The organism is Nocardia albiluteola (genome assembly GCF_018860155.1).
In the GTDB taxonomy this organism is placed as follows: domain Bacteria; phylum Actinomycetota; class Actinomycetes; order Mycobacteriales; family Mycobacteriaceae; genus Nocardia; species Nocardia albiluteola.
In genome coordinates this window covers 86,635-105,940 of sequence record NZ_JAHKNI010000008.1, presented here as the reverse complement: position 1 = coordinate 105,940, position 19,306 = coordinate 86,635, and the positions used below count along the sequence as shown (strand labels likewise).

The 19,306-nt window shown below is 67.2% G+C and carries 22 protein-coding genes and 3 pseudogenes; 10 read left to right on the top strand and 15 right to left on the bottom strand.

Annotated elements, in window-relative coordinates:
• Positions 1-4 precede the first annotated feature (4 nt).
• Complete coding sequence (locus KO481_RS23820) at positions 5-928, top strand: recombinase family protein (protein WP_215919829.1); 924 nt, start codon at positions 5-7, stop codon at positions 926-928.
• A gap of 139 nt (positions 929-1,067) precedes the next feature.
• Here KO481_RS23820 and KO481_RS23815 read toward each other — a convergent pair whose 3' ends face one another.
• The 4 genes from KO481_RS23815 to KO481_RS23800 all read right to left on the bottom strand — a co-directional run bounded on the left by KO481_RS23815 (position 1,068) and on the right by KO481_RS23800 (position 3,102).
• Entirely contained in the window at positions 1,068-1,682 is a 615-nt protein-coding gene (locus KO481_RS23815) for a TIGR03086 family metal-binding protein (protein WP_215919827.1), read from the bottom strand.
• Positions 1,675-1,965 carry a hypothetical protein gene (locus tag KO481_RS23810; RefSeq protein ID WP_215919826.1) on the bottom strand — a complete coding sequence of 97 codons (291 nt, stop codon included), beginning with the start codon at positions 1,963-1,965 and terminating at the stop codon, positions 1,675-1,677. The genes KO481_RS23815 and KO481_RS23810 overlap by 8 nt, the downstream gene beginning before the upstream one ends.
• Before the next feature lie 521 nt (positions 1,966-2,486).
• Positions 2,487-2,897 (bottom strand): nuclear transport factor 2 family protein, encoded by a 411-nt coding sequence (locus tag KO481_RS23805; protein WP_215919824.1) that lies wholly within the window; start codon positions 2,895-2,897, stop codon positions 2,487-2,489.
• Between the two features lie 25 nt (positions 2,898-2,922).
• Positions 2,923-3,102 (bottom strand): hypothetical protein, encoded by a 180-nt coding sequence (locus KO481_RS23800; RefSeq protein ID WP_215919822.1) that lies wholly within the window; start codon positions 3,100-3,102, stop codon positions 2,923-2,925.
• Between the two features lie 8 nt (positions 3,103-3,110).
• Here KO481_RS23800 and KO481_RS44410 point away from each other — a divergent pair.
• Positions 3,111-3,263 (top strand): annotated as a pseudogene (locus KO481_RS44410) (Tn3 family transposase); the annotation flags it as partial.
• A gap of 120 nt (positions 3,264-3,383) precedes the next feature.
• Here KO481_RS44410 and KO481_RS43250 read toward each other — a convergent pair.
• The 4 genes and pseudogenes from KO481_RS43250 to KO481_RS23775 all read right to left on the bottom strand — a co-directional run.
• A pseudogene (locus KO481_RS43250) lies at positions 3,384-3,494 on the bottom strand (MerR family DNA-binding transcriptional regulator); the annotation flags it as partial.
• Positions 3,494-4,288, bottom strand: coding sequence for a CPBP family intramembrane glutamic endopeptidase (locus KO481_RS23785; RefSeq protein WP_215919820.1), 795 nt, complete (start codon positions 4,286-4,288; stop codon positions 3,494-3,496). The gene KO481_RS23785 and the pseudogene KO481_RS43250, both read right to left, overlap by 1 nt.
• A 90-nt stretch (positions 4,289-4,378) precedes the next feature.
• Positions 4,379-5,926 (bottom strand): serine hydrolase domain-containing protein, encoded by a 1,548-nt coding sequence (locus KO481_RS23780; RefSeq protein WP_245401415.1) that lies wholly within the window; start codon positions 5,924-5,926, stop codon positions 4,379-4,381.
• A 453-nt stretch (positions 5,927-6,379) separates the two neighbouring features.
• Entirely contained in the window at positions 6,380-6,946 is a 567-nt protein-coding gene (locus KO481_RS23775) for a dihydrofolate reductase family protein (RefSeq protein ID WP_215919818.1), read from the bottom strand.
• Positions 6,947-7,098: 152 nt separating this feature from the next.
• Between KO481_RS23775 and KO481_RS23770 the strand changes: the two genes are divergently transcribed.
• Positions 7,099-7,986, top strand: coding sequence for an alpha/beta fold hydrolase (locus KO481_RS23770; RefSeq protein WP_215919816.1), 888 nt, complete (start codon positions 7,099-7,101; stop codon positions 7,984-7,986).
• A 6-nt stretch (positions 7,987-7,992) separates the two neighbouring features.
• Here the strand turns inward: KO481_RS23770 and KO481_RS23765 are convergent, their stop codons facing one another.
• On the bottom strand, positions 7,993-8,424 hold the full coding sequence (locus KO481_RS23765; protein ID WP_215919814.1) for a MerR family transcriptional regulator: 432 nt from the start codon (positions 8,422-8,424) through the stop codon (positions 7,993-7,995).
• A 95-nt stretch (positions 8,425-8,519) separates the two neighbouring features.
• Here KO481_RS23765 and KO481_RS23760 point away from each other — a divergent pair, with 95 nt between their 5' ends.
• Complete coding sequence (locus tag KO481_RS23760; protein WP_215919812.1) at positions 8,520-9,629, top strand: FAD-dependent monooxygenase; 1,110 nt, start codon at positions 8,520-8,522, stop codon at positions 9,627-9,629.
• Here KO481_RS23760 and KO481_RS23755 read toward each other — a convergent pair.
• Together KO481_RS23755 and KO481_RS23750 are read right to left on the bottom strand one after the other, a co-directional pair.
• Positions 9,592-10,599 carry an alpha/beta fold hydrolase gene (locus tag KO481_RS23755; RefSeq protein WP_215919810.1) on the bottom strand — a complete coding sequence of 336 codons (1,008 nt, stop codon included), beginning with the start codon at positions 10,597-10,599 and terminating at the stop codon, positions 9,592-9,594. The genes KO481_RS23760 and KO481_RS23755 overlap by 38 nt on opposite strands.
• A gap of 99 nt (positions 10,600-10,698) precedes the next feature.
• Positions 10,699-11,319, bottom strand: coding sequence for a TetR/AcrR family transcriptional regulator (locus tag KO481_RS23750; RefSeq protein ID WP_215919808.1), 621 nt, complete (start codon positions 11,317-11,319; stop codon positions 10,699-10,701).
• A 108-nt stretch (positions 11,320-11,427) separates the two neighbouring features.
• Between KO481_RS23750 and KO481_RS23745 the strand changes: the two genes are divergently transcribed.
• From KO481_RS23745 to KO481_RS23730, 4 genes and pseudogenes are all read left to right on the top strand, one after another.
• Entirely contained in the window at positions 11,428-11,874 is a 447-nt protein-coding gene (locus KO481_RS23745) for a nitroreductase family deazaflavin-dependent oxidoreductase (RefSeq protein ID WP_215919806.1), read from the top strand.
• A 76-nt stretch (positions 11,875-11,950) separates the two neighbouring features.
• Positions 11,951-12,130, top strand: a complete 180-nt coding sequence (locus KO481_RS23740; RefSeq protein ID WP_215919804.1) for a ribbon-helix-helix protein, CopG family — start codon at positions 11,951-11,953, stop codon at positions 12,128-12,130.
• On the top strand, positions 12,127-12,483 hold the full coding sequence (locus KO481_RS23735; RefSeq protein ID WP_215919802.1) for a VOC family protein: 357 nt from the start codon (positions 12,127-12,129) through the stop codon (positions 12,481-12,483). The genes KO481_RS23740 and KO481_RS23735 overlap by 4 nt, the downstream gene beginning before the upstream one ends.
• Positions 12,476-13,329, top strand: a pseudogene (locus tag KO481_RS23730) (class I SAM-dependent methyltransferase). The gene KO481_RS23735 and the pseudogene KO481_RS23730 overlap by 8 nt, the downstream one beginning before the upstream one ends.
• Before the next feature lie 54 nt (positions 13,330-13,383).
• On the opposite strand, the gene KO481_RS23725 reads toward KO481_RS23730, so the two are convergent.
• The gene (locus tag KO481_RS23725; RefSeq protein ID WP_215919800.1) at positions 13,384-13,962 is read right to left on the bottom strand and encodes a winged helix-turn-helix transcriptional regulator; all 579 of its coding nucleotides are present in this window, start codon (positions 13,960-13,962) and stop codon (positions 13,384-13,386) included.
• A 93-nt stretch (positions 13,963-14,055) separates the two neighbouring features.
• Here KO481_RS23725 and KO481_RS23720 point away from each other — a divergent pair, with 93 nt between their 5' ends.
• Positions 14,056-15,267 (top strand): pyridoxal phosphate-dependent aminotransferase, encoded by a 1,212-nt coding sequence (locus KO481_RS23720; protein WP_215919798.1) that lies wholly within the window; start codon positions 14,056-14,058, stop codon positions 15,265-15,267.
• Between the two features lie 19 nt (positions 15,268-15,286).
• Here KO481_RS23720 and KO481_RS23715 read toward each other — a convergent pair whose 3' ends face one another.
• Positions 15,287-15,616: a PH domain-containing protein gene (locus tag KO481_RS23715; protein WP_215919796.1), complete on the bottom strand. Its 330-nt coding sequence runs from the start codon at positions 15,614-15,616 to the stop codon at positions 15,287-15,289.
• A 91-nt stretch (positions 15,617-15,707) separates the two neighbouring features.
• Positions 15,708-16,394 (bottom strand): TetR/AcrR family transcriptional regulator, encoded by a 687-nt coding sequence (locus KO481_RS23710; RefSeq protein ID WP_215919794.1) that lies wholly within the window; start codon positions 16,392-16,394, stop codon positions 15,708-15,710.
• 35 nt (positions 16,395-16,429) lie between these two features.
• Between KO481_RS23710 and KO481_RS23705 the strand changes: the two genes are divergently transcribed.
• Complete coding sequence (locus KO481_RS23705; RefSeq protein WP_215919792.1) at positions 16,430-17,803, top strand: FAD-dependent monooxygenase; 1,374 nt, start codon at positions 16,430-16,432, stop codon at positions 17,801-17,803.
• Positions 17,804-17,866: 63 nt separating this feature from the next.
• Here the strand turns inward: KO481_RS23705 and KO481_RS23700 are convergent, their stop codons facing one another.
• Positions 17,867-19,291 (bottom strand): alpha/beta hydrolase family protein, encoded by a 1,425-nt coding sequence (locus KO481_RS23700; RefSeq protein WP_215919790.1) that lies wholly within the window; start codon positions 19,289-19,291, stop codon positions 17,867-17,869.
• Between the last annotated feature and the right edge of the window lie 15 nt (positions 19,292-19,306).

Here is a 19,306-nt window from a genome sequence, read left to right as displayed (position 1 = left end):
CGGGGTGAGCGACGGCGACTTCCTCCTGGTAGAGGCCCACGACTGCCCCATGTCGACCTGCGCCGCCCCTGCCGGGTCCGCCTGCCGCACCGGCAAGGGCAAAGTCGCCGTCCAGTATCACACCGCCCGGTTCCGCCTCGTGCCCTTGCTGGCCAAAGCACTCACCGTCCCCACCCCGGCACTGCGCAAGCCAGGAACCGTCTGGACAGAGTTGCCGCGCCCGCCCGCTGCGGACGGGGAGCCGGCCGGGCACGTGCGGATCGGCTACGCCCGCGCCTCCACCGCTCGCCAGTCCCTGGACACCCAGCTCGACTCGCTGCGGGCCGCCGGTGTCGGCCGAGTCTTCGCCGAGAAGATCTCCACCCGCGCCACCACCCGCCCCGAACTCGACAACGCCGTCACCCTCGCCCGGGAGATGCGCGCCTCCGGCATCGCGGTCACCCTCGTCGTGCACGAACACAAACGCCTCGGCCGCGGAATCGAGTTGGCGGTGCTGGCTGAACAACTCAAAGCCTCCGGCATCGGCCTCGAGTTCCTCACCGGCGAACTGCAAGGCTCCCACGACCCCTCCGGGGTCGTGTTCACCGTTCTGGCCGCCCTGTCCGGTATGGAACGCGAATACATCCGCGACCGCACCCTCGAAGGCCACGAATCCGCCCGCCAACGCGGCAAAGCCATCGGTGGTGCCGCCGTCGCCGACGACGCCATGCTGTCCATGGCACTGCACCTGCGCGAACACAACCACAGCCTGCGCGACATCGCCGCCCGCCTCGTCATCACCAAAGGCAAGAAGAAAGGCCGGCACCCCTCCCCAGCCACAGTCCTGCGGCTACTCCGAGACCACGACCACGCCACATCGGGGGCCAGCCGATCCGGCGCAGACCAGCAGCCGTCACCAGCGAAAACTGAACTCACGGCAGGTTTCTGACGTATTCCGGCCGGCCCTCTAGTGGTGTAACTGAACGGGATCTGGTGCTCACGCGATGATGCTCCGCCGCAACCGCTCCGAAGCCAGCCCACTGTGGCCCGCCCCGACATCGGCAGGCAACCCTGAATAACATTGACGCTCAGCGGATGTCGGGGTTTCTGCCCATCAGCCGTAGCAGCCGGTCCTGCCGCGTCCCGGCGGCAGTATTCACACTGCCAGGTGCGGCGAAGAACCGGTGGGTTGTGTCCACGGACGTAGGCATTTCGTCCAGCCCGTCGTAGATCTCGTGGAGATGGTTGTCGATCCAGGCGATCAGGTCGGTGTCGAGTTCATCCTCAATACCCATGGCCCGAGCCAGATCCCAGGTGTGAATGACGGTGTCGGTGGTGCGTACAGCAAGAGCCTGTTGCCCGAGAACCTGCCCCATGGGGTAGTCGAAAACCCGATGCAGGACTCCAGGAGCAGCGAACGCGGCACGGCAGTCTCGCACGGACTCGGTGTAGGCGAGTATCGGATCGTCGCCCATCGCATCGACGTCTCGCAGGCGCAGGAATTCATCGCGGCTGCCACCCTCGAGTAACAGCAGGTAGTTGAGGTTTCCTCGAACCATGTGGTTGACTAGTTGTCGCACATTCCACTCGGTGCAAGGTGTCGGCCAATCCCATTGATCGGGCCGAACCGTCTGCAATCGTCGCTCGAATTCGGCACTCGCCAGCACGAACCGGTCGATGATCCCGTCGAAAACCTCACTCACACAACACAGCCTGCCTCCCTTCCACGTCCGGCACCGGCGGAGATCGGACCTCGCATTTGTCACAACGGCTAATCTCCGAGGGATGGTCCCGCTCTCGCATGCCGCGACCTTTGCTGTCGCCGCCTTCGATGTAGTCGCTCGGCAGCACCGCCGCGGCATCCATCCCCGTCACATGCTGCGGCACCAAGACCGCCCGGATCACCGACCGGCCATCTGCAACAACAGCGCCCGCCACCGCCTCCGGGTCTTCGAGTCTGTCGGCCTCGGTGAGGATTTCGTTCATTGTCTCCCGAGTGATCCGCAGCCTCACACCGTTGTCGGACAGATGATGGAAGATATCTCGATGGACATCTGCGAAATCGGTTCTGCGGCAGGTCTCCCGCGGCCGAGGATGGACGGCCGGCCCGTCCCGTGGATCACTCGTGGCAATGCCGACGGCCCCGAATGAAAGAGCATCGACTCCACGCGCCTGCTGCGATGCCAGGCCGAATGGATGTCCCAGGTGTGTGGAACCGCCTTGCCCGAACAGCACCGACGAGTTCGGCCCATACGGGGACGCGGTCAAACCCTGGTACAGCCGCACTACCCCGTGACTCCTCGATGAGCAGCTTGTTCACAAGCACTCAGCACCCCAAGATCGGAGCGTCGACCACCCGATCAACCATCAAGCGCCCCAACACATCCCGACCAGGGTCAATCACCAAGTGTGTGCCGGATCCAGTATTCGAAGAGCGCTGACACGCTACTCGAGCGGTCCTCGTGGCGAGGGTGAAGATGCTGGCTGGATCATCTGGACTTCCGAACTCAGGCCGGGGTCAGGGGTTTCAGCACCCGCTCGACCAGAGCGGTGTCGCAATGCTCGACGACCTCTGCTATGCGGCCATCGATGATCCGGAAGATGAAACAGTAGGTTTGCGGGTAGGTCGCGCCGTCGAGGGTGGTGCCCCGACCGTGTGCTTGCACCACCACTCGATCGTCATCGGCCAGGATCAGATCTGCGACCATACGAAAATCGCCCTTGAACTGCGCCATCAGCGGCCGCAGAAGCCCCTCTACCACAACGGATTTCGGGCCCCAGCTACGCGACCAGGACCACTGGCCCGGAAATGTCCACATGCAGTCCTCGGACATGGCTTCGGTAAGCGCGCGGCCGTTGCCCTGGGCCAGTTCGTCGAAAATGCTGCAGATCAGTGCCTTGTTCTCATTAGTGCTCATATCGGCGAAACTACGGACAGCGCAGCTATGCGACAAACGACGATTTCACATAGCCGGTATTCCATACTCTCATAAGCGCGTTCATCAGCTGCGGCGCCCAGGGCGCGGACGGATAGAGCTCGTCGAGGACCACCGGGTTGCCCGGGGTGGAGCGACGGTGGCGGACGATCTCGGTGGCGACGCCGTCGACCAGAGCGGTTACCACGAGACCGTCGCCGTGCCACCGACCCGGACTACCGGCGCAAGATCTCCCGCCAGCTCAACAAGGGCGAGTCCATCCATGCCCTCAAACGCGGCCTCATCTACGCTCACGAAGGTGCCTTCCGTGCCCGTCATTTGGAAGCCCAGACCGAACGAGCCTGGTGCGATGCGTGTGGTGAGTTGGCGCTCGGTGTCGGCGAGTGCAGTGGCGAATGAGGTGGGGTCGGCGTCGAGCATGGGCTCGATCTCGGCGAGGGGAACTCCGGCGGCGGCCAGGGTGCGGACCTGTACCAGCCGCAGTAATTCGGTTGATCCGTAACGCCGGAAGCCGGAGGTGTCGCGTTCGGGCTCGGCGACGAGGCCGAGCTTGTGGTAGTGCCGCACGGTTTTCCTCATCAGATCCAGTTCAGCGCGAACGCGAGGGTGCTGAGGGTCGCCACGATCGAGGTGCCGCCGACGTGCATCCCGATCGAGAGCCGGATGTCCTTGTACCGCCATGCCAACCAGTACCCGGGGAATGTGAAGATCACCCGCGATAGGAAGACCCAAGGTGACCAGAGGTGGTAGAGCGCGAACAGGACCGTGTTGAATACCGGCGCCCCTCGACCTAGCTGGGGGATGCGGGGCAGTAGGAAACCGCGGAAGTACAGCTCCTCGATGAGCGGCAGGGAGATTCCAGTCAGTGGCAGACAGATCACCATGGTGGTGAGCAGCATCGAATGCGAGTAGCCGTGCAGGTCGAGGTAGGTGTTGTTGCCGCTGCCGCCGGTGTTCCCGTACGGCAGCCAGGTGAAGAAGCGCTTGCAGAAGTTGTTCAGCGGTGCCAGCACGAACCCGAGCACCATCATCCATGCGATGAGCCCGGCGACCATCGCTGCCAGCCTCGCGCGCGGGACCGGCCTGTCGATGTAATGCAGCACACCGTGCAGCGAGAAGCGGCCGTTGCGGCAAAGGCCCAGCCACGCCAACCCCGCCAGGACCGGTATCAGCACCAGGCACAAGGCGATCGCCCAGCCGAGGAAGGCCGGATAGCCGACCGCGTCGACGAACGGTTGCGCGACCAGCAGGTAGATGGCGACGATCAGGACGCCGGGGACAAGATGCAGCATGACCGACAGCGGCAGAGAGTGGCGGTCGCCGAGCAGCCGGTCGACCAGTCCGGTCGGTTGGGTGTTTTCCAGGGTGTGCATGACGAAAGTTCCTTGACCAGTTCGTGTTTGGACGTGGGTCGGCCCGGCCGCACCGAACCGAGTCGGTTCGGTGCGGCCCGGAATCGCTTGCTAGTCAGCGAGATCGGTCTGCCCGCCGCCGAACACCTCGGTGAGCAGCCGCTGCTGTGCATTCTGGAACGGCATGCCGATCGACATGGCCGAGTCGTCGACACAGGTCAGGGCGGCGGTCATGGTCTTGGCGCCGTCTGGGGTGCTGTACATCAGCGTCGCGTAGCCCGCGTGGCCGCCGTTGTGGGTGATGACGATGCCGCCGTCGGCACCCAGGTCCCGCACGAACACCCCGAGGCCGTAGTCCATGGTCGGGATGCCCGTCGGATGCGGCGTGCACATCTGGGCCAGCAGCTCGGCCGGCAACAGTTCACCGCGCAGCAGCGCGGAGATGAATGTGTGCAGGTCTCGGGTGGTCGAGATCATGTCACCACCACAGGGATTCCAGGAAGGGTTGTGGCGGGTGACGTCGACGATCTTCTCGGTGCCGTCCTGCTTGTACCGGTAGTAGGCGTGGGCATGCGGCTCGGGCAGTTCGGGCGAAGTCTCCGGCGCCACGGTGTCCGACAGCCCGAGCGGGCCCAGGATTCGTCCGCGCATCTCCTCGGCGAAGGATCGGCCGGCGACCTTCTCGATGAGCAGTCGTGCCAGCACGTAGTTGGTGTTGGAGTAGCTCCAGCCCGTGCCGGGCGCGAAACGCGCGGGCTTGGACAGTGCCAGCTCCACCAGTTCCTGCGGCCGGTAGGTCTTGAACCGGTGATCCACCCATTTCTCACCCAGTGGGGTACCGGGGGCGGGGATCCCCAGTACCACCGTCCCATCGCCGTAGATGTCGCCGGTGAAGTTGAAGATCCCGCTGGTGTGCTGCAACAGCATTCGCACGGTGATCGCCTCGTCCAGCGCGAACTCGGGCAGGTAGTCCACCGCCGGGGTGTCGAGTCCGATCTTGCCCTCTGTTACCAGTTGCAGCACGAGGGTAGCGGTGAAGGTCTTGGTGTTGCTGGCGATTCGGACATGCCCGTCGATCGGCGGCTTCGCGGTCCCGCCGAGCTCGGCCAGCCCGGCGCTGCCGACCCACTCGCCCCGCTCGTCGTTCACCCGCAGCGACACCCCCACAAACCCGGACTCGACGATCTCCTCGATCACCCGCTGCAGCTCCGGGCGATCCTGTCCAGCAACGGCATTCGGCACCGCTGCCCCGGCCACCAGATCGGCGGCGTCGAGGGCGGCGGCGACCTTGCGAGCTATCTCGGCCATTGTGGCGCTGGGCTTTTCGGAATCACCCTGGGCGGCATCGAGAACGCGCTGGATGGTGCCGCGGAAATTGTCGGCTTCCGTCGGATCCTGCTCGCCGAGCAGATTCATCGCCGCGGTCAGCGCAGGCAGTACCCGGTCGGCGAGTTCGGCGACGGTCTTGCCCTTCAGTTCGATGTCCTTGGCGTTCGCGGCCAGCACGTGGCCGATCAGACCGGTCGCTGACGTCAGGGCGATAGTCGCGTTCGCGGCGGTGCTGCGGGGCGAACCGGTAGCGGCGGCCATCAGCGACACCGCACCGTACGCGGCGGTCCGCAAGGTGCTCTTGTCCTGGGAAGAAAGCTCGATCGACATGGTGGTTTGCTCCTCTGGATCGGTTGTGTCCCGGTCGGCTTCGTGCCGATGAGAGGAGCGTCCACCCTGACCTAAGGTCAACTACAACCGTGATCTAGCTCATAGCAAGTTCGAGGCCAGCCTGGCCGCACGCAAAACGATCCACCGCCGCTACCATGACCCCGACGACGACGCGAGCCTGGCCGACCTCGCCGACGAATACAGCGTCGGCCGCTGCACTATCCATCGCATCATCAGCGGCACCCCACCACGAGCCTGAATTCCGACGCCTTCGGCAACCCCGCCACCGAATACACGCCATCACCGCCGGTCACGTCATTGTCGTTGTTTTCCGCCCGGTTACTACCGGAACCCCCCTGGTCGTCGAGGTGGTGTCACCGGATAGTTCGTTTCTCCGAAGGCCGGTACCATTCACCGCGGCCTGCAACTCGTCCCCTGGCAATGTATGTCCGATCAGTCGTGTTTCGCCTCGTAGCGCAGCAGGACCGTGCCGCCCGGGAAGGTGCGGTTCTCCAACAGTCGCAGCGATATCCATGACGGCAGTGTCGGGAAGAACGGGGTGCCGCCGCCCACGGCGGTGGGCGTGACCACGATCCGGTACTCGTCCACCAGTCCGGCCTGCACGATCGGTGCGGCCAGCGTCGCGCCGGCGACCTCCAGTCTGCCGTCGGTTTCGGCTTTCAGTTTCCTCACCACCTCGACCGGGTCGCCGCGTTCCAGGCGGGAGTTCCAGTCGACGGACTCCAGGGTGCGTGAGAACACGACCTTGGGCATGTCGCGCCAAATGCGGGCGAAGTCGACGATCGCGGGGGTGGCGTCCGGAGCCTGGTCGGCGGTCGGCCAGTACGCGGACATCAGTTCGTAGAGCCGCCGCCCGTAGAACGACAGGGCAGTCTCCCGCTCGAAGTCGTTCCAGTACTGGTGCAGTTCTTCGCTCGGCTCGGACCAGTCGATGCGGCCTTGCGCGTCGGCGATGTACCCGTCCACCGACACGTTGAAGCCATAGATGAGTGTGCCCATGGAGGTCAGACTGCGTCGGAAGGCAAAACTCATCGCGACGCCGCACGAGATATCGACCGCTCGGCGCGGTCGACGGGAGACTTCTGGCCAAAAACGAGAACATGTTCTAGCGTGACGGGGATCGTCCGAACCGGTAGAGAAGAGGTACTCGCATGCCGTCCGGCGCTACGACAGTGACCCTGGGCCGTGACGGGCTCGAGTTGTCGGCGTGGCATGCCGGGTCGCCCGAGGCGCCGCTGGTGATACTGCTGCACGGGTTTCCGGATACCCCACACACCTGGGACGGGCTGATTCCGCTGCTGCTGGAGGCGGGGTATCAGGTGATCGCGCCGTGGCTGCGCGGATACACCCGCGGTTCGGCGGGTCGGCACGCCCGCTACGACCTGATGGCGGTGGCCGCTGACATCGAGGCCTGGCACGAACACCTGGGCGCGCCGCCGGCGCATCTGATCGGCCACGACTGGGGCGCGTTCGCGGCGATGATTCTCGCCAAAAAGCAACCGCAGCAGTGGCTTTCACTCACACTGCTGGCGATACCGCCGATCGGGGGCGGTTTCGCACCGGACATCCTGCGCCTGCTCCCCCGCCAGACGGTCCTGTCCTCCTACATCCCGCTCATGCAGTCCGGCGCGGCCCCGCGGCTGCTGGCCCGCAACGATGCCGCCTTCGTGCGCCGGCTGTGGCGACGCTGGTCGCCGGACTGGGAGTTCACCGACGCCGAATTCGCGCACACCGCAGCGGTTTTCACCGACCGCGAGCTGGGTTGGGCCGCGACGCGCTACTACCGTTCGCTGTTCACGGTGCAGCGCCCCGCCACCCGCGCATTCCACGGAATCCTGGGCGCGCCACCCGCGGCGCTGCCGACCCTGGCGCTCGCGGGCGCCCACGACGGGTGCATGTCCCCTACCCTGCAGGCCATCATGTCGAAGCAGGCGGGCGCCACCCACGCCCAGCTACCCAGGTGCGGGCATTTCCTGCAGGCCGAACGGCCTGCCGAGGTGGCCGCACACCTGCTGCCCCACCTCCGCGCCACCACCTGATCGCCGCTACTGGCGCAGCCCCCGCGATCGTAGGCCGATTTCGCCGTGCTCGCGTATCTCGGCGCGCAGTTTGGGGCAGTCGTCGACGGGGTTGTCGCGGGGGCAGCCGAGCATGTGTTCCAGGTAGTGCTTGGCGATGTGGAGTTGTTCGACGGCCTGTTCGATCGCGGACACGCGGTTGCGGACCGGGGTGCGCCAATCGGTCGAGGTCTGGCTGCCGGCGAATACGGCGGCGATGTCGTCGAGGCTCATCTGTCCGGTGTTCTGCCAGATCTGGATGAGCGCGACGCGGGTGATGTCGGTGTCGCTGTAGCGGCGCTGTCCGCCCTGCCGCGCAGCCGGTTTCAGCAGGCCGTGCGCTTCCCAATAGCGCAGGGTGGAGGTGGCGATGCCGAACCGGCCGGCGACCTCTCCGATGGTGTGCAGGGAATCGGTCATGTCCCCCAGTTGACTTCAACCCGACTTCAACTTGCAACCTGTGTCGGACACGCCCGGCCGCTGAGATGACCGGGTGGATCCAGGAGGAGGTTCTGATGTCTGTGGTGCTGTCGTCGCAGGGTGTGGATGTGCCGATCGCGGTGGTCGGTGGAGGTATCGGCGGGCTGACCGCAGCCCTGGCTCTGCATCGGAAGAGGTTGTCGTGCGCCGTGTTCGAACAGGCCGCCGTGCTGGGTGAGGTGGGCGCGGGTGTGCAGGTGGCGCCGAACGCCAGCCGGGTTCTGCGTCGGCTGGAGTTGGCGAACGCGTTGGCCGAGGTGGCGGTGCGGCCTGCTGCGCTCACCCTGCGTCGCTGGGACGACGATTCGCCACTGGCTCTCATGCGGGTCAGCGCACCGGACGCGCCCTACTACACCGTGCACCGCGCCGACCTGCATCGCGTCCTGGTCGCGGCCCTGCCGGCGGAAACGGTGCAGTTGAGCAGCCGGTGTGCGGCGGTTCACCCGGACGGTGACCGCGTCCTGATCGAGTTCGCCGACGGCCGGACGGTAACGGCGGGGCTGGTGATCGGTGCCGACGGCATTCACTCGACGGTGCGGACCGCCCTGGCCGAAGATCAGCCCCGCTATTCCGGGCAGAGCGTCTATCGAGCGCTGATTCCGGCCGACCGGGTGGCCTCGACGCTGTCCCCGGATCCGGCGGTGAATCTGTGGATGGGGCCTGAGCAGCATTGCGTCTGCTATCCGGTCTCCGGCGGGCGGGTGCTGAGTTTCGGCGCCACGATGCCCGCTGCCGACTGGCAGGAGGAATCGTGGACGGCCCGCGGCGAACTCGCCGATCTGCTTGCCTGCTACGCCGGGTGGAGTCCGCAGGTTCTCGAGCTGCTCCAGGCCGCCGACGCGGTGAGCCGTTGGGCATTGCACGACCGGGCGCCGCTGGCCTCGTGGGTGAGTAACCGGATCGTGCTCCTCGGCGATGCCGCGCACCCGATGCTGCCGTTCCTTGCCCAAGGCGTGAACCAAGCGATCGAGGACGCCGCGACAGTGGCCGCGTGCCTGGCCGAGTTCGCCGACCTCGACCGATCACAACTGGCTCTACCAGCACGACGCCACCAGCATCATCAGCGGCGCGACACCACGAGTCTGATCAAGATCTCGCAGGGCCGCCTCAGCGGGTCAGGTGCTCCCGCAAGGCGCTGTCGATGAATGCCGCACCGTCGGGGTCGGCACCACCCCCGGCAAGGTGTCCCCAAATCCCGGGAATCACACGCAGTTCCGCGCCGGGGATATGGTCCACGGCCCACTGTTCGTCCTCGGGCGGGAAGTACAGGTCTTTCCGGGAGGGCAACGACAGGGTGCGCGCGGTGATCGAGGCCAGGGCGGCGGCGGTGTCGCCGTCGAATCCCGGGGTGCGGCCGACGTCGGCGTGCTCCCACGTGTGGATCATCGCCAGCAGGTCGTTGGCGTCCCAGCTGGCGAAGTTGGCCTCCCACACCCCGATCAGGAAATCCTCGAGGGTGGCGAAACCCATCTGCTCGTACAGCCGCTGCCAGTAGAACGCCTGCGACAGGCCCCATCCGGCGTAGACGCGGGCGAACGCGCGCAGGCCGCGACGTGGCTGCTGCTCGTACTGGCCGTCCGCGAAGGCGGAGTCGGCGGTCAGGGCGGCCCGGAGGCCCTCGAGAAACACCTGGTTGTGCGGGCTGGTACGCGGGGAGCCGGTGATCGCCGCGATGCGTTCGACCATGCCGGGATGGCTCACCGCCCACTGGTAGGTCTGGCCGGCTCCCATCGACGCGCCCAGCACCAGCGCCAGGCGCGAGATGCCGAATCGTTCGGTGACCAGCCGATGCTGGGCGCGCACGTTGTCCAGCATCGTGGCGTGCGGGAACCGGGCCCGGTCGTACGGAGGCGGGGTGTTGCTGGGCGAGCTCGACAGCGCGTTGCCGAACAGACTCGGCACGATCACGAAATAACGCGCCGTATCCAGCGCCTTGCCCGCGCCGATCAGCCACTCGTTGGCCTCGTGCGTGCCGGCGAACCACGTCGGGAAGAGGATCGCGTTGGATTTGTCCGCGTTCAGCTCGCCGTAGGTCCGGAAGGCCAGTCGCGCATCGGGCAGCGTCGTGCCGCCGATCGCGAAATCACCCAATTCGAAGATCTCGTGACTCGTCATGCCCGTCCCAATTCGTTACGGTCCCCCGGTATTCCGGGCTCACCCGTACCGTCGACGGAATCTTCGCCACGGCGTGAGCACTTCCCGGGAGACATCCGGTTACTCCGATAGCAGGCTGTCGACCAGGCTGCGGGCGAACTCGTCGGCGGGCCGATCGGCGAGATGCTCGCCCTCGAACGCGATCAGGAAGGCGCGCTGGAAGCAGGCGCCGAGCAGCAGCGCGGCGAGCATGTCGGGTTGAGCCTTCCCGGTGAGCCTGCCCAGGCGCTGCTCGGCGCGCAGGTAGTCCGCGAGCGCCGAGAGGGCCAGGTGCGGGCCCAATCCGGTGGCGCGCAACGCTTCCTGATGCCGGGCCAGCAGGTCCGGTTGGGCGAACGCCGCGCCCAGCATCGGCGCGAGCTCCCGATAGAACGGCACCGCGCGGGCGGCAACCTCCCGCAGCCGACCGCTGACCGAACCGTCACCGGCCCGGCCGGGCAGCGCGGCGAGATAGCCCACGAATTCGGCGGGCAGCCGTTCGCGCATGACGGTCAGGAACAGCTCCTCCTTGTCCTGGAAGTGCTTGTACAGCGTGGCCTCGGAAAAGCCTGCGGTGCGCGCGATCTCCTTGGTGGTGGCATTGGCCAGACCGCGCTCGGTCATCACCGTGGAGGCGGCATCGAGGATCCGGATCCGGGTCGACCGTGCCCGTGGCGATGCCGCCCGCGCGTCTGCACTCATCCTGTCCTCCTTGCGGCGTCGGAATGTCCGATCATCTCTTGACAGGTTAGCAAGTACTCACCCACACTACGGTTAGTAAACACTCACTACCCACTGGAGGTGCAGCTCATGTCGAGCCAGCAACGCAAGCGACGCCTGGTCAACGCCGCGAACTTCATGATGATCGGGCTGCAGCGAGTCGGCATAGCGTTCGGCCCGATGCAGTTGCTGACCCTCGCCGGCCGACGCACCGGCAAACTACGGACGTTCGCGATCGCGGTGGTACCGGTGGCGGGTCAGCACTACATCGTGCAGGCCTTCCCGAAGGCCGCCTGGGTGGCCAACGCCCGGGCCGCCGACCAGGTCACCCTGACCCGTGGCCGCCGCTCGCGGTTGGCCCGGCTGGTCGAATTGCCGGTCGAGGCGCGCCGTCCGGTGCTGCGTCAACTGGTGACCGAAAGCCCGGCCAGCGTCGGCAAGCGCTACGCCGACAATGGCCTGTCTCCGAGCCCGTCGCCCGACGACGTCGCCGCGAGCGCCGAGCGGATCGCGGTGTTCCGGGTCGAGACGGTGTGAGGCCGTCGCCCGAGAACGCGATTCGGAGCCCCACATCCCGTTGCACCCTAGCTTGCTAGCATGCTAGGGTCGGGGTGTGGGCGACGAGGTGAAGCAGTTCAACGTGTATCTGCCGGTCGAGCTGATCAAGCAGGTCAAATTCCGGGCCATCGAGTCCGGGCAGTCGCTGTCGGCGCTGGTGGCCGAGGCGCTGCGCGCCTATCTCGACGACGCCGCCCCCGCAGACGACGCACCGTCCGGAAAGGAACGAGCATGACGACAGAGGGCATCGAGGCGGTCTACCTGACCACCCGCAACTGGGGTAAGGCCGCACGGTTCATGCAGGCCGTCGGCTACGAACCCGATTTCACCACCGATCACAACTCCGGGTTGTTCCGCAACGGCGACGGGCCCTACATCTTCGTGGCCGAGGTCCCGCACGAGGAGCCCACCGCACAGCTGGTGCTGCGGGTTCCCGATCCCGCGGCGGTCCGCTTCGACGGCGAGGCCGAGGTCGTCACCGATTTCGAGGAGACCCACTTCGGGACGAAGGAGATGACCGTCCGCGATCCCGACGGCCGGCTGTGGACGCTGCAGGCCGCACCCGGAATCGAGCGCGACCATGCCTGAGGATCGGGTACTCGCACCGGAGGACACCGCGGTCCGGGTCGCGCTGTGGCGCGCCCTGCACACCCTGGTCGACCCGGCCCCGCACGTGCTGGAGGACGACATCGGGCTGCGCCTGGTCGATCCCGCGGACGGCTGGCGTGAGCGCGGGACATGGATCCCGCGTCCACCGCACCGATGCGCGCCTGGGTCGTGGCGCGGGCGCGGTTCATCGAGGATCTGATCACCGAGCAGGCCGGGCGCGGGGTGGAGCAGTGCGTCCTGCTCGGGGCGGGGCTGGACACCTTCGCCCAGCGCCGCCCCGAGATCGCCTCGGCCGTCACGGTTTTCGAGATCGATCAGCCCGAGCCGCAGGCCTGGAAACGGCAGCGGCTCGAGGAGCTCGGATTCGGCGTTCCCCCGGGTTTGCGGCTGGTCCCCTGCGATTTCGAGGTCGATTCCTGGTGGGAGCGGCTGCTGGCGGCCGGTTTCGACCCGGCACGCCCCGCAGTCGTGGCCTCCACCGGTGTGTCGATGTATCTCACCCACGAGACGAATCTCGCCACCTTGCGCCAGATCGCCACGCTCGCACCGGGATCCACGCTGGCGATGACCTATATGCTCCCGATGGATCTGATAGATCCGGCCGAGCGCACGTTGCGGGAGTACGCCCAGCGCGGCGCGCAGGCCTCCGGCACACCGTTCATCAGCTTCTACTCCCCCGAGCGATTCCGGGATCTGGCCGGGGAAGCGGGATTCGGTGCAGCGCGGACCGCCGCGGCCGCCGACCTGACGAACCGTTACTTCCATGACCGCACCGACGGCTTGCGCCCGGCCGGTTCGGAGGAACTGCTGATCGCTACCCTCTGACGCCCCCGCATCGCAGGCGTCGATCGTCCGCACCGATCACCCTCGGATGTAAGGCTATTCGCTGCTTGCCGCCGCTTCGGCCAGGGGGCGCGTGCCCTGTGCGATATCGATGGCGTCGTCCAGGGTGAGCCGGTATTCGCGGTCCGGGGCGGTGGCGGGGCCGTCGTGATGGGTGATGCCGGTCTCGGTGATGACGTAGTGGAACGCCGCCTCGCCGATGCGCACGGTGACGGTGCCGTCGGGCACCTCGTTCGCGACCGCGCGGCCCAGCGGCAGTGCCAACCAGTGCGCCCGCATCGCATCGGTTGTGCGGCGCGGACCCAGGCGTGCGGTGCCCCAGTCCGAGAGCGCGGCGAGCACCGGGCGCAGCGCGGCTCCGGAGGGGGTCAGCTCGTAGACCGCGGTGGCCGCGCGCGGGCCGACACGGCGGCGGGTCAGGATGCCGTCGTGCTCGAGATCCTTCAGGCGGGCCGCGAGTATGTCGGTGCTGATGCCGGGCAGGTCCGCGAACAGATCGCTGTATCGCCTGGGGCCCGAACATAATTCGCGGACCACCAGCAGGCTCCAGCGGTCGCCGACGACCTCGAGGGCGCGGCTCACCGAGCAGTAGTGGTCATAGTTGCGGCGGGGCACGATCCTCACTGTAGCCGAACGCTTGGAAATTCCAAGTGCAAACTTGGAATTTCCAAGTAGAGTGTGCGTCAGCAACTTCAAGGAGGGACGTTCATGCAGCTCAAGCAGTCGAGCAAGCTCGCCGGTGTGTCGTACGAGATCCGCGGTCCGGTGGCCGAACACGCCGCGCGCCTCGAGGCCGAGGGCCACCACGTGGTGAAACTCAACACCGGCAGCCCGCTGCAGTTCGGCTTCGAGGCGCCCGCGGAGATCCTGCAGGACATCGTGCGCGCCCTGCCCGCCTCGAGCGGCTACTGCACCTCCAAGGGACTGCTGCCCGCGCGGCGCGCGGTGGTGCAGTACTACCAGACCCTGGGCGTGCAGGGGGTCGACGTGGAGGAGGTGTTCCTGGGCAACGGGGTCTCCGAGTTGATCATGATGGCGCTGACCGCGCTGCTGGAGACCGGCGACGAGGTATTGATCCCCGCGCCGGATTTCCCGCTGTGGACCGCCGCGACCACCCTCAACGGCGGGCGCGCGGTGCACTACCTGTGCGACGAATCCTCCGACTGGTACCCGGATCTGGCCGACATCGAGGCCAAGATCACCGACCGCACCCGCGCGATCGTCATCGTCAATCCGAACAATCCCACCGGCGCGGTGTATCCGCCCGAGGTGCTGCGCCAGATCCTCGAGATCGCCCGACGCCACAGCCTGGTGGTGTTCTCCGACGAGATCTACGACAAGATCCTCTACGACGACCTCACCCACACCGCCACCGCCTCGCTGGCGCCGGATCTGGTGTGCCTGACCTTCTCCGGGCTGTCCAAGAGCTACCGGTGCGCCGGATTCCGCTCGGGCTGGCTGGTCGTCTCGGGCCCCACCCAGCACGCGCAGAGCTACCTCGAGGGCCTGACGATGCTCGCGGGCCTGCGCCTGTGCGCGAATGTTCCTGCGCAGCAGGCGATTCAGGCCGCCCTGGGCGGGCATCAGAGCATTTTCGACCTGACGCTGCCCGGTGGGCGGCTGCGCGAGCAGCGCGACCGCGCGGTGGAGGCCCTGAACGCGATCCCGGGCGTCTCGTGCGTCACCCCGAAGGGGGCGCTCTACGCCTTCCCGCGCATCGATCTGGACATGTACCCGATCCACGACGACGAGCAGTTCGTGCTGGATCTGCTGCTCCAGGAAAAGCTGCACATCGTACAGGGCACCGGGTTCAACTGGCCGCGCCCGGACCACTTCCGGATCCTGACCCTCCCCCACGCCGACGACCTGGAGGCCATCATCGAACGCATCGGCCGATTCCTGGCCACCTATCGGCAGTAGCCATGCGCCCCGGGCGGAGTCAGCCCCCGACGTGCTCGCTCAGCAGCGCTGTCACCCGCGCGGGATCCTCGGGCGAGAACGTCGGCCGCGCGTATCCGCCCAGGTCCAGCTCGATCGCGATGTCCTTGCGGGGCCGATTCACATCCAGCGGCAGCCAGTGCCGCAGATCGCCGCTGCCCCACAGCCGCCACTTACCGGTCCAGGTGCCCATCTCGTGCTGCTCTACGCCGCGGATGTCGGAGTACCGGATACGTTTGCTGCCGGCCCACGGAAAGTAGTAGCGGCGCAGGGTGATTCCCTCCTGGTCGAGCTCGACCAGGCCGTCGTCGTAGAGCACGGTGCGAGTCATGGGAATCAGTTCACCATATGCCGGAGCCGGATCCCGAGTGAATCGCCTTCGGAGCGGGTGTATCACACCGGGTCGGCCTCGATACTGGTGATCACTGCGCCCTCTGCTGCGAGTCCGCGATCCCGCTGAGGATCCGGCGCAACCCGTACGAAAACTGTTCGGCCGGGCTCAGGTCGGCGGATTTGATCATGCCCGAAACCAAGGGATATGCGCCGCTGTCGATGACCTTGCGCATGTAGGGGGCGACGGCGGCGCGCCATTGGTCCTCGGTCTGACCGGTGCGCTGCTGGGTCTGTTTCTCGGCGAGCTCGCGAATGACCGCGCCGCGCACGTAGTCCCTGATCAGCCCGACGGCCGAGGCTGCGGCGGCGATGTCGGAGGTCAGCGGCGCGGCTGCGGTGAGTGCGTGTTCCAGGCCGCGCAACCAGTTGGGGCCGAGCGATGGCCGGGTGGCCAGCAGCGGGGCGAGCCAAACGTGCCGCAGCCACAGCTCGCGTTCGTGGTGGGCGTACGCCTCGAGGTCGGCACGCCAATCTCCCGTCAGCGGCGCATGGTCGTCATGGACCGCATCGGCCATGAGGTCGAGCAGGTCGTCGCGGCTGTCCACATAGCGATAGAGCGTGGTCGTGCCGGTCGACAGTTCGGCGGCGACGCGGCGCATCGACAGCGCGTCGACCCCCTCGGTGTCGGCGATGGCGACGGACGCGGCCACGATGCGCTCCACGCTCAGGGCCTGCCTTTTCGAACGGTACGGGTCACGCTCCCAGATCAGCGACATGGACAGGAGTCTACAGAAGTGGGTACAGTGTGCCCATGAACGGGCACACTGTATCCACTGATGTTTTGATCGCGGGCGGCGGATCCGTCGGGCTGATGCTGGCGGTGCTGTTGTGCCACCACGGCGTCAAGCCCCTGGTCGTCGACGAGAAGCCGGAGCTCTCGCCCCACCCCAGGGCCACCGGCATCGGGTCGCGGTCCGTGGAGATCCTGCGCGAGGTGGGCCTGGATCAGGCGGTCAACGAGGTAGCGGTCGACCTGCGGGCAGGGAAGATCCGGGGGCGCACGCTCGCCGAGGCCGACTTCGCCGAAGGCGTGGATTGGAAGGTGAAAACCGCGGCCGAACTCACCTACACACCGGCCCGTATCCGCGGCACATGCGGACAGAACCTGCTCGACCGCGTGCTGATCACCAAAGCCGGCGACGTGGAGTTCGGCGTTGCGCTCGACTCGTTCGAGCAGGACTCCGACGGCGTCACCGCGAGCCTGTCCGACGGGCGTGTCGTGCGAGCGCGCTACCTGGTGGCGGCCGACGGGGTGCGCAGCCGGGTCCGGGGGGTCCTCGGCGTCGGCCTCACCGGTCCCGGTGTGATGGGCAGGGAGACGACGAGCGTCCTGTTCCGCGCTGATCTGCGTCCGCGCGAACCGTTCGCCATGTGCAATATCGAGCATCCGGACGCGACCGGCCTACTGGTGACCGTCGACGGCCAACGCGAATGGGTGTTCCTCACCGGGCTCGCTACCGAACCGACTCCCGAGCTCATCCGCACCGCGCTCGGCGACCCGTCGATCGAGGTGGAGATTCGCAGCGTGCTGAGGTTCCGGGGGCGCGGCCAGGTGGCCGATCGCCTGTCCGTCGGGCGGGTCTTCCTGGTGGGCGACGCGGCGCATGCGATTCCGCCACTGGGCGCGTTCGGGCTGAACGCCGGCATCGCCGACGCGCACAATCTGGCGTGGAAGCTCGCGCATGTGCTGCGCGGTGAGGCCGGACCCGAACTGCTGGAGACTTATCACACCGAACGCCATCCGGTGGCCCTGATGACGATGGAGCAGGCGCGCCTGCGGGTCAACGATCCGTCCCTGCACTGGGGGAAGGACATGGCAGCGGCGCGCAAGGCGGCAGGGGCGATCAACGCGCCGGTGGTGCACCTGGGCTACCGGTACGGCGGCGCGGAACTTCCCTCCACCGAGGACGTCGCCCTCAACCTCGACGGGTCCCCAGGATCGCGCCTACCGCATATGTGGGTGGCCGACGGGGTGTCCACGCTGGATCTCATCGGATCGCAGTGGTGCGTATTCACGGCCGATCCCGGCATAGAGGCCGACGTTCCGGTGCACCTCGTGGACGGCTGGCCGTATGGGACGGTGCTGGTCCGCCCCGACGGTTTCGTGAGCCGCTCGTACAGCTGACGCGCCCCCGCACTATTGCAGCCCACGAGGTTCGAAGCAGCTTCGGACGCCCCCGGTCCGCGATCATCGGATCGAGAACAACCCCCAGGCGATCGCCCAGGCCAGCCAGGCGCACCCGGTGACCAGTAGGACACCGAGCCCGGCGCGTGACATCGCGGCTACCCCGGCCCGGCCGCGCACCGCGGTGCTCGCGGTAACGACCAGCAACACGGCGGTCAGTACGGCGAGGCCCTGCAGTATCAACCACACGAGCGGTCGATCGGCCACCACCGGGCCGACGGTCCGGGCATCGTCGGCAACGATCGACTCCACGTACACCACGGTCGCGACCAGCGAGCCCAGCCCGCACACTGCCAGCAGCCGGGCGGATCGGCGGGCGCGATGGGGACGGTGGTTCATCCACGACACCGGCAGGTATCCGAGGAAGACCACCAGCACCATGGCCAGCACGATCGACTGCACCCACGCCGAGGTCCACCAGCCGTGGCCGGGGTCGACGCTCGACAGGGCCTGAGCCGGATACGGTTGCGCCGAGGAGACCGCTGGGGTGCCGTTCGCGACCTGGTTGACCCACGTTGTCATGGCATCGAGGTAGCCGGGAGCGAAGGCGCCCTTCGGCGCACCCGGCCCCGCCGGGGCGCCGACGCGGTCGAAGCCGTCGGTGGTCGAGCGCCCGTTGTGGGCGGCGCCGGCGACGAAGCGAATAGTGACCGAATCGGATCCGGTGAGCGTATTCCTTAGCACCGCAGCGCTTTCCGCGGGTACGGCCTGCACGTCGTGATCGCCCCACAGCGCGAGTACCGGGACGTGCACACCGCGCAGTGCCGGGAGGGGATCGAATTCGGCCGCGGGGAATGCCCCGGTCTCGCCGACCAGTCGGGCGGCGGGCCCCTCGACGGTGGCCGCGAGCGGACCGGTATCGCCGTGGTGGCGCAGGGTTTCGGCCAGACTCCAGGTCTGGGTGCGCAACGGCGTGAACCCGGGGGCTCCGAGTGTGACCAGGAATGCGACGTCGGCGGATCTCGCGGCGACCAGTGGTACGACCCAGCCGCCCTCGCTGAATCCCCACAGCCCGACCCGGTCGGGCCGCACTCCCGGTGTGTGGCGCAGCGTTTCGAGCGCGGCCTGGGCGTCGTCGGCGAGCAGATTCAGGTCGCGGTGGGTGCGCGAGTAGCCGGTGGTTCGTTTGTCGTAGATCAGCGTGGTGATTCCGGCCGCGGCGAAGGCGCGGGCCTCGGCGAGGTATTCCGCGCGGGGCCCGGGGCCGGAACCGCCGACAAGGACGATGCCGGGTGCGGTGGAATGCGGTGCAGCCGAGGCGATTACCGTGCCGTGCAGCCGCAGCCCGCCACCGCCGGTGAAGGTGACGTCCCGCCCCGGGGGCGACGAGACAGTGCCGGACTCGGGATCGGCACCGGCGGCCGGGGTCAACAGCACGATGAACGACATCACCAGCAGGGCCAGGACGCGGGATCGCGGAGAACGCATGTTCGATGCCTTTCG

Bases quoted from the DNA above. Each gene is read 5' to 3' on its own strand.
- KO481_RS23715 (WP_215919796.1), bottom strand. From the start codon at position 15,616: ATGACTCGCACCGTGCTCTACGACGACGGCCTGGTCGAGCTCGACCAG.
- KO481_RS23745 (WP_215919806.1), top strand. From the start codon at position 11,428: ATGTCGAGCCAGCAACGCAAGCGACGCCTGGTCAACGCCGCGAACTTC.
- KO481_RS23735 (WP_215919802.1), top strand. From the start codon at position 12,127: ATGACGACAGAGGGCATCGAGGCGGTCTACCTGACCACCCGCAACTGG.
- KO481_RS23810 (WP_215919826.1), bottom strand. From the start codon at position 1,965: ATGAACGAAATCCTCACCGAGGCCGACAGACTCGAAGACCCGGAGGCG.
- KO481_RS23780 (WP_245401415.1), bottom strand. From the start codon at position 5,926: ATGTCGATCGAGCTTTCTTCCCAGGACAAGAGCACCTTGCGGACCGCC.
- KO481_RS23765 (WP_215919814.1), bottom strand. From the start codon at position 8,424: ATGACCGATTCCCTGCACACCATCGGAGAGGTCGCCGGCCGGTTCGGC.
- KO481_RS23710 (WP_215919794.1), bottom strand. From the start codon at position 16,394: ATGTCGCTGATCTGGGAGCGTGACCCGTACCGTTCGAAAAGGCAGGCC.
- KO481_RS23720 (WP_215919798.1), top strand. From the start codon at position 14,056: ATGCAGCTCAAGCAGTCGAGCAAGCTCGCCGGTGTGTCGTACGAGATC.
- KO481_RS23705 (WP_215919792.1), top strand. From the start codon at position 16,430: ATGAACGGGCACACTGTATCCACTGATGTTTTGATCGCGGGCGGCGGA.
- KO481_RS23785 (WP_215919820.1), bottom strand. From the start codon at position 4,288: ATGCACACCCTGGAAAACACCCAACCGACCGGACTGGTCGACCGGCTG.
- KO481_RS23700 (WP_215919790.1), bottom strand. From the start codon at position 19,291: ATGCGTTCTCCGCGATCCCGCGTCCTGGCCCTGCTGGTGATGTCGTTC.
- KO481_RS23805 (WP_215919824.1), bottom strand. From the start codon at position 2,897: ATGAGCACTAATGAGAACAAGGCACTGATCTGCAGCATTTTCGACGAA.
- KO481_RS23750 (WP_215919808.1), bottom strand. From the start codon at position 11,319: ATGAGTGCAGACGCGCGGGCGGCATCGCCACGGGCACGGTCGACCCGG.
- KO481_RS23755 (WP_215919810.1), bottom strand. From the start codon at position 10,599: ATGACGAGTCACGAGATCTTCGAATTGGGTGATTTCGCGATCGGCGGC.
- KO481_RS23770 (WP_215919816.1), top strand. From the start codon at position 7,099: ATGCCGTCCGGCGCTACGACAGTGACCCTGGGCCGTGACGGGCTCGAG.
- KO481_RS23775 (WP_215919818.1), bottom strand. From the start codon at position 6,946: ATGGGCACACTCATCTATGGCTTCAACGTGTCGGTGGACGGGTACATC.
- KO481_RS23760 (WP_215919812.1), top strand. From the start codon at position 8,520: ATGTCTGTGGTGCTGTCGTCGCAGGGTGTGGATGTGCCGATCGCGGTG.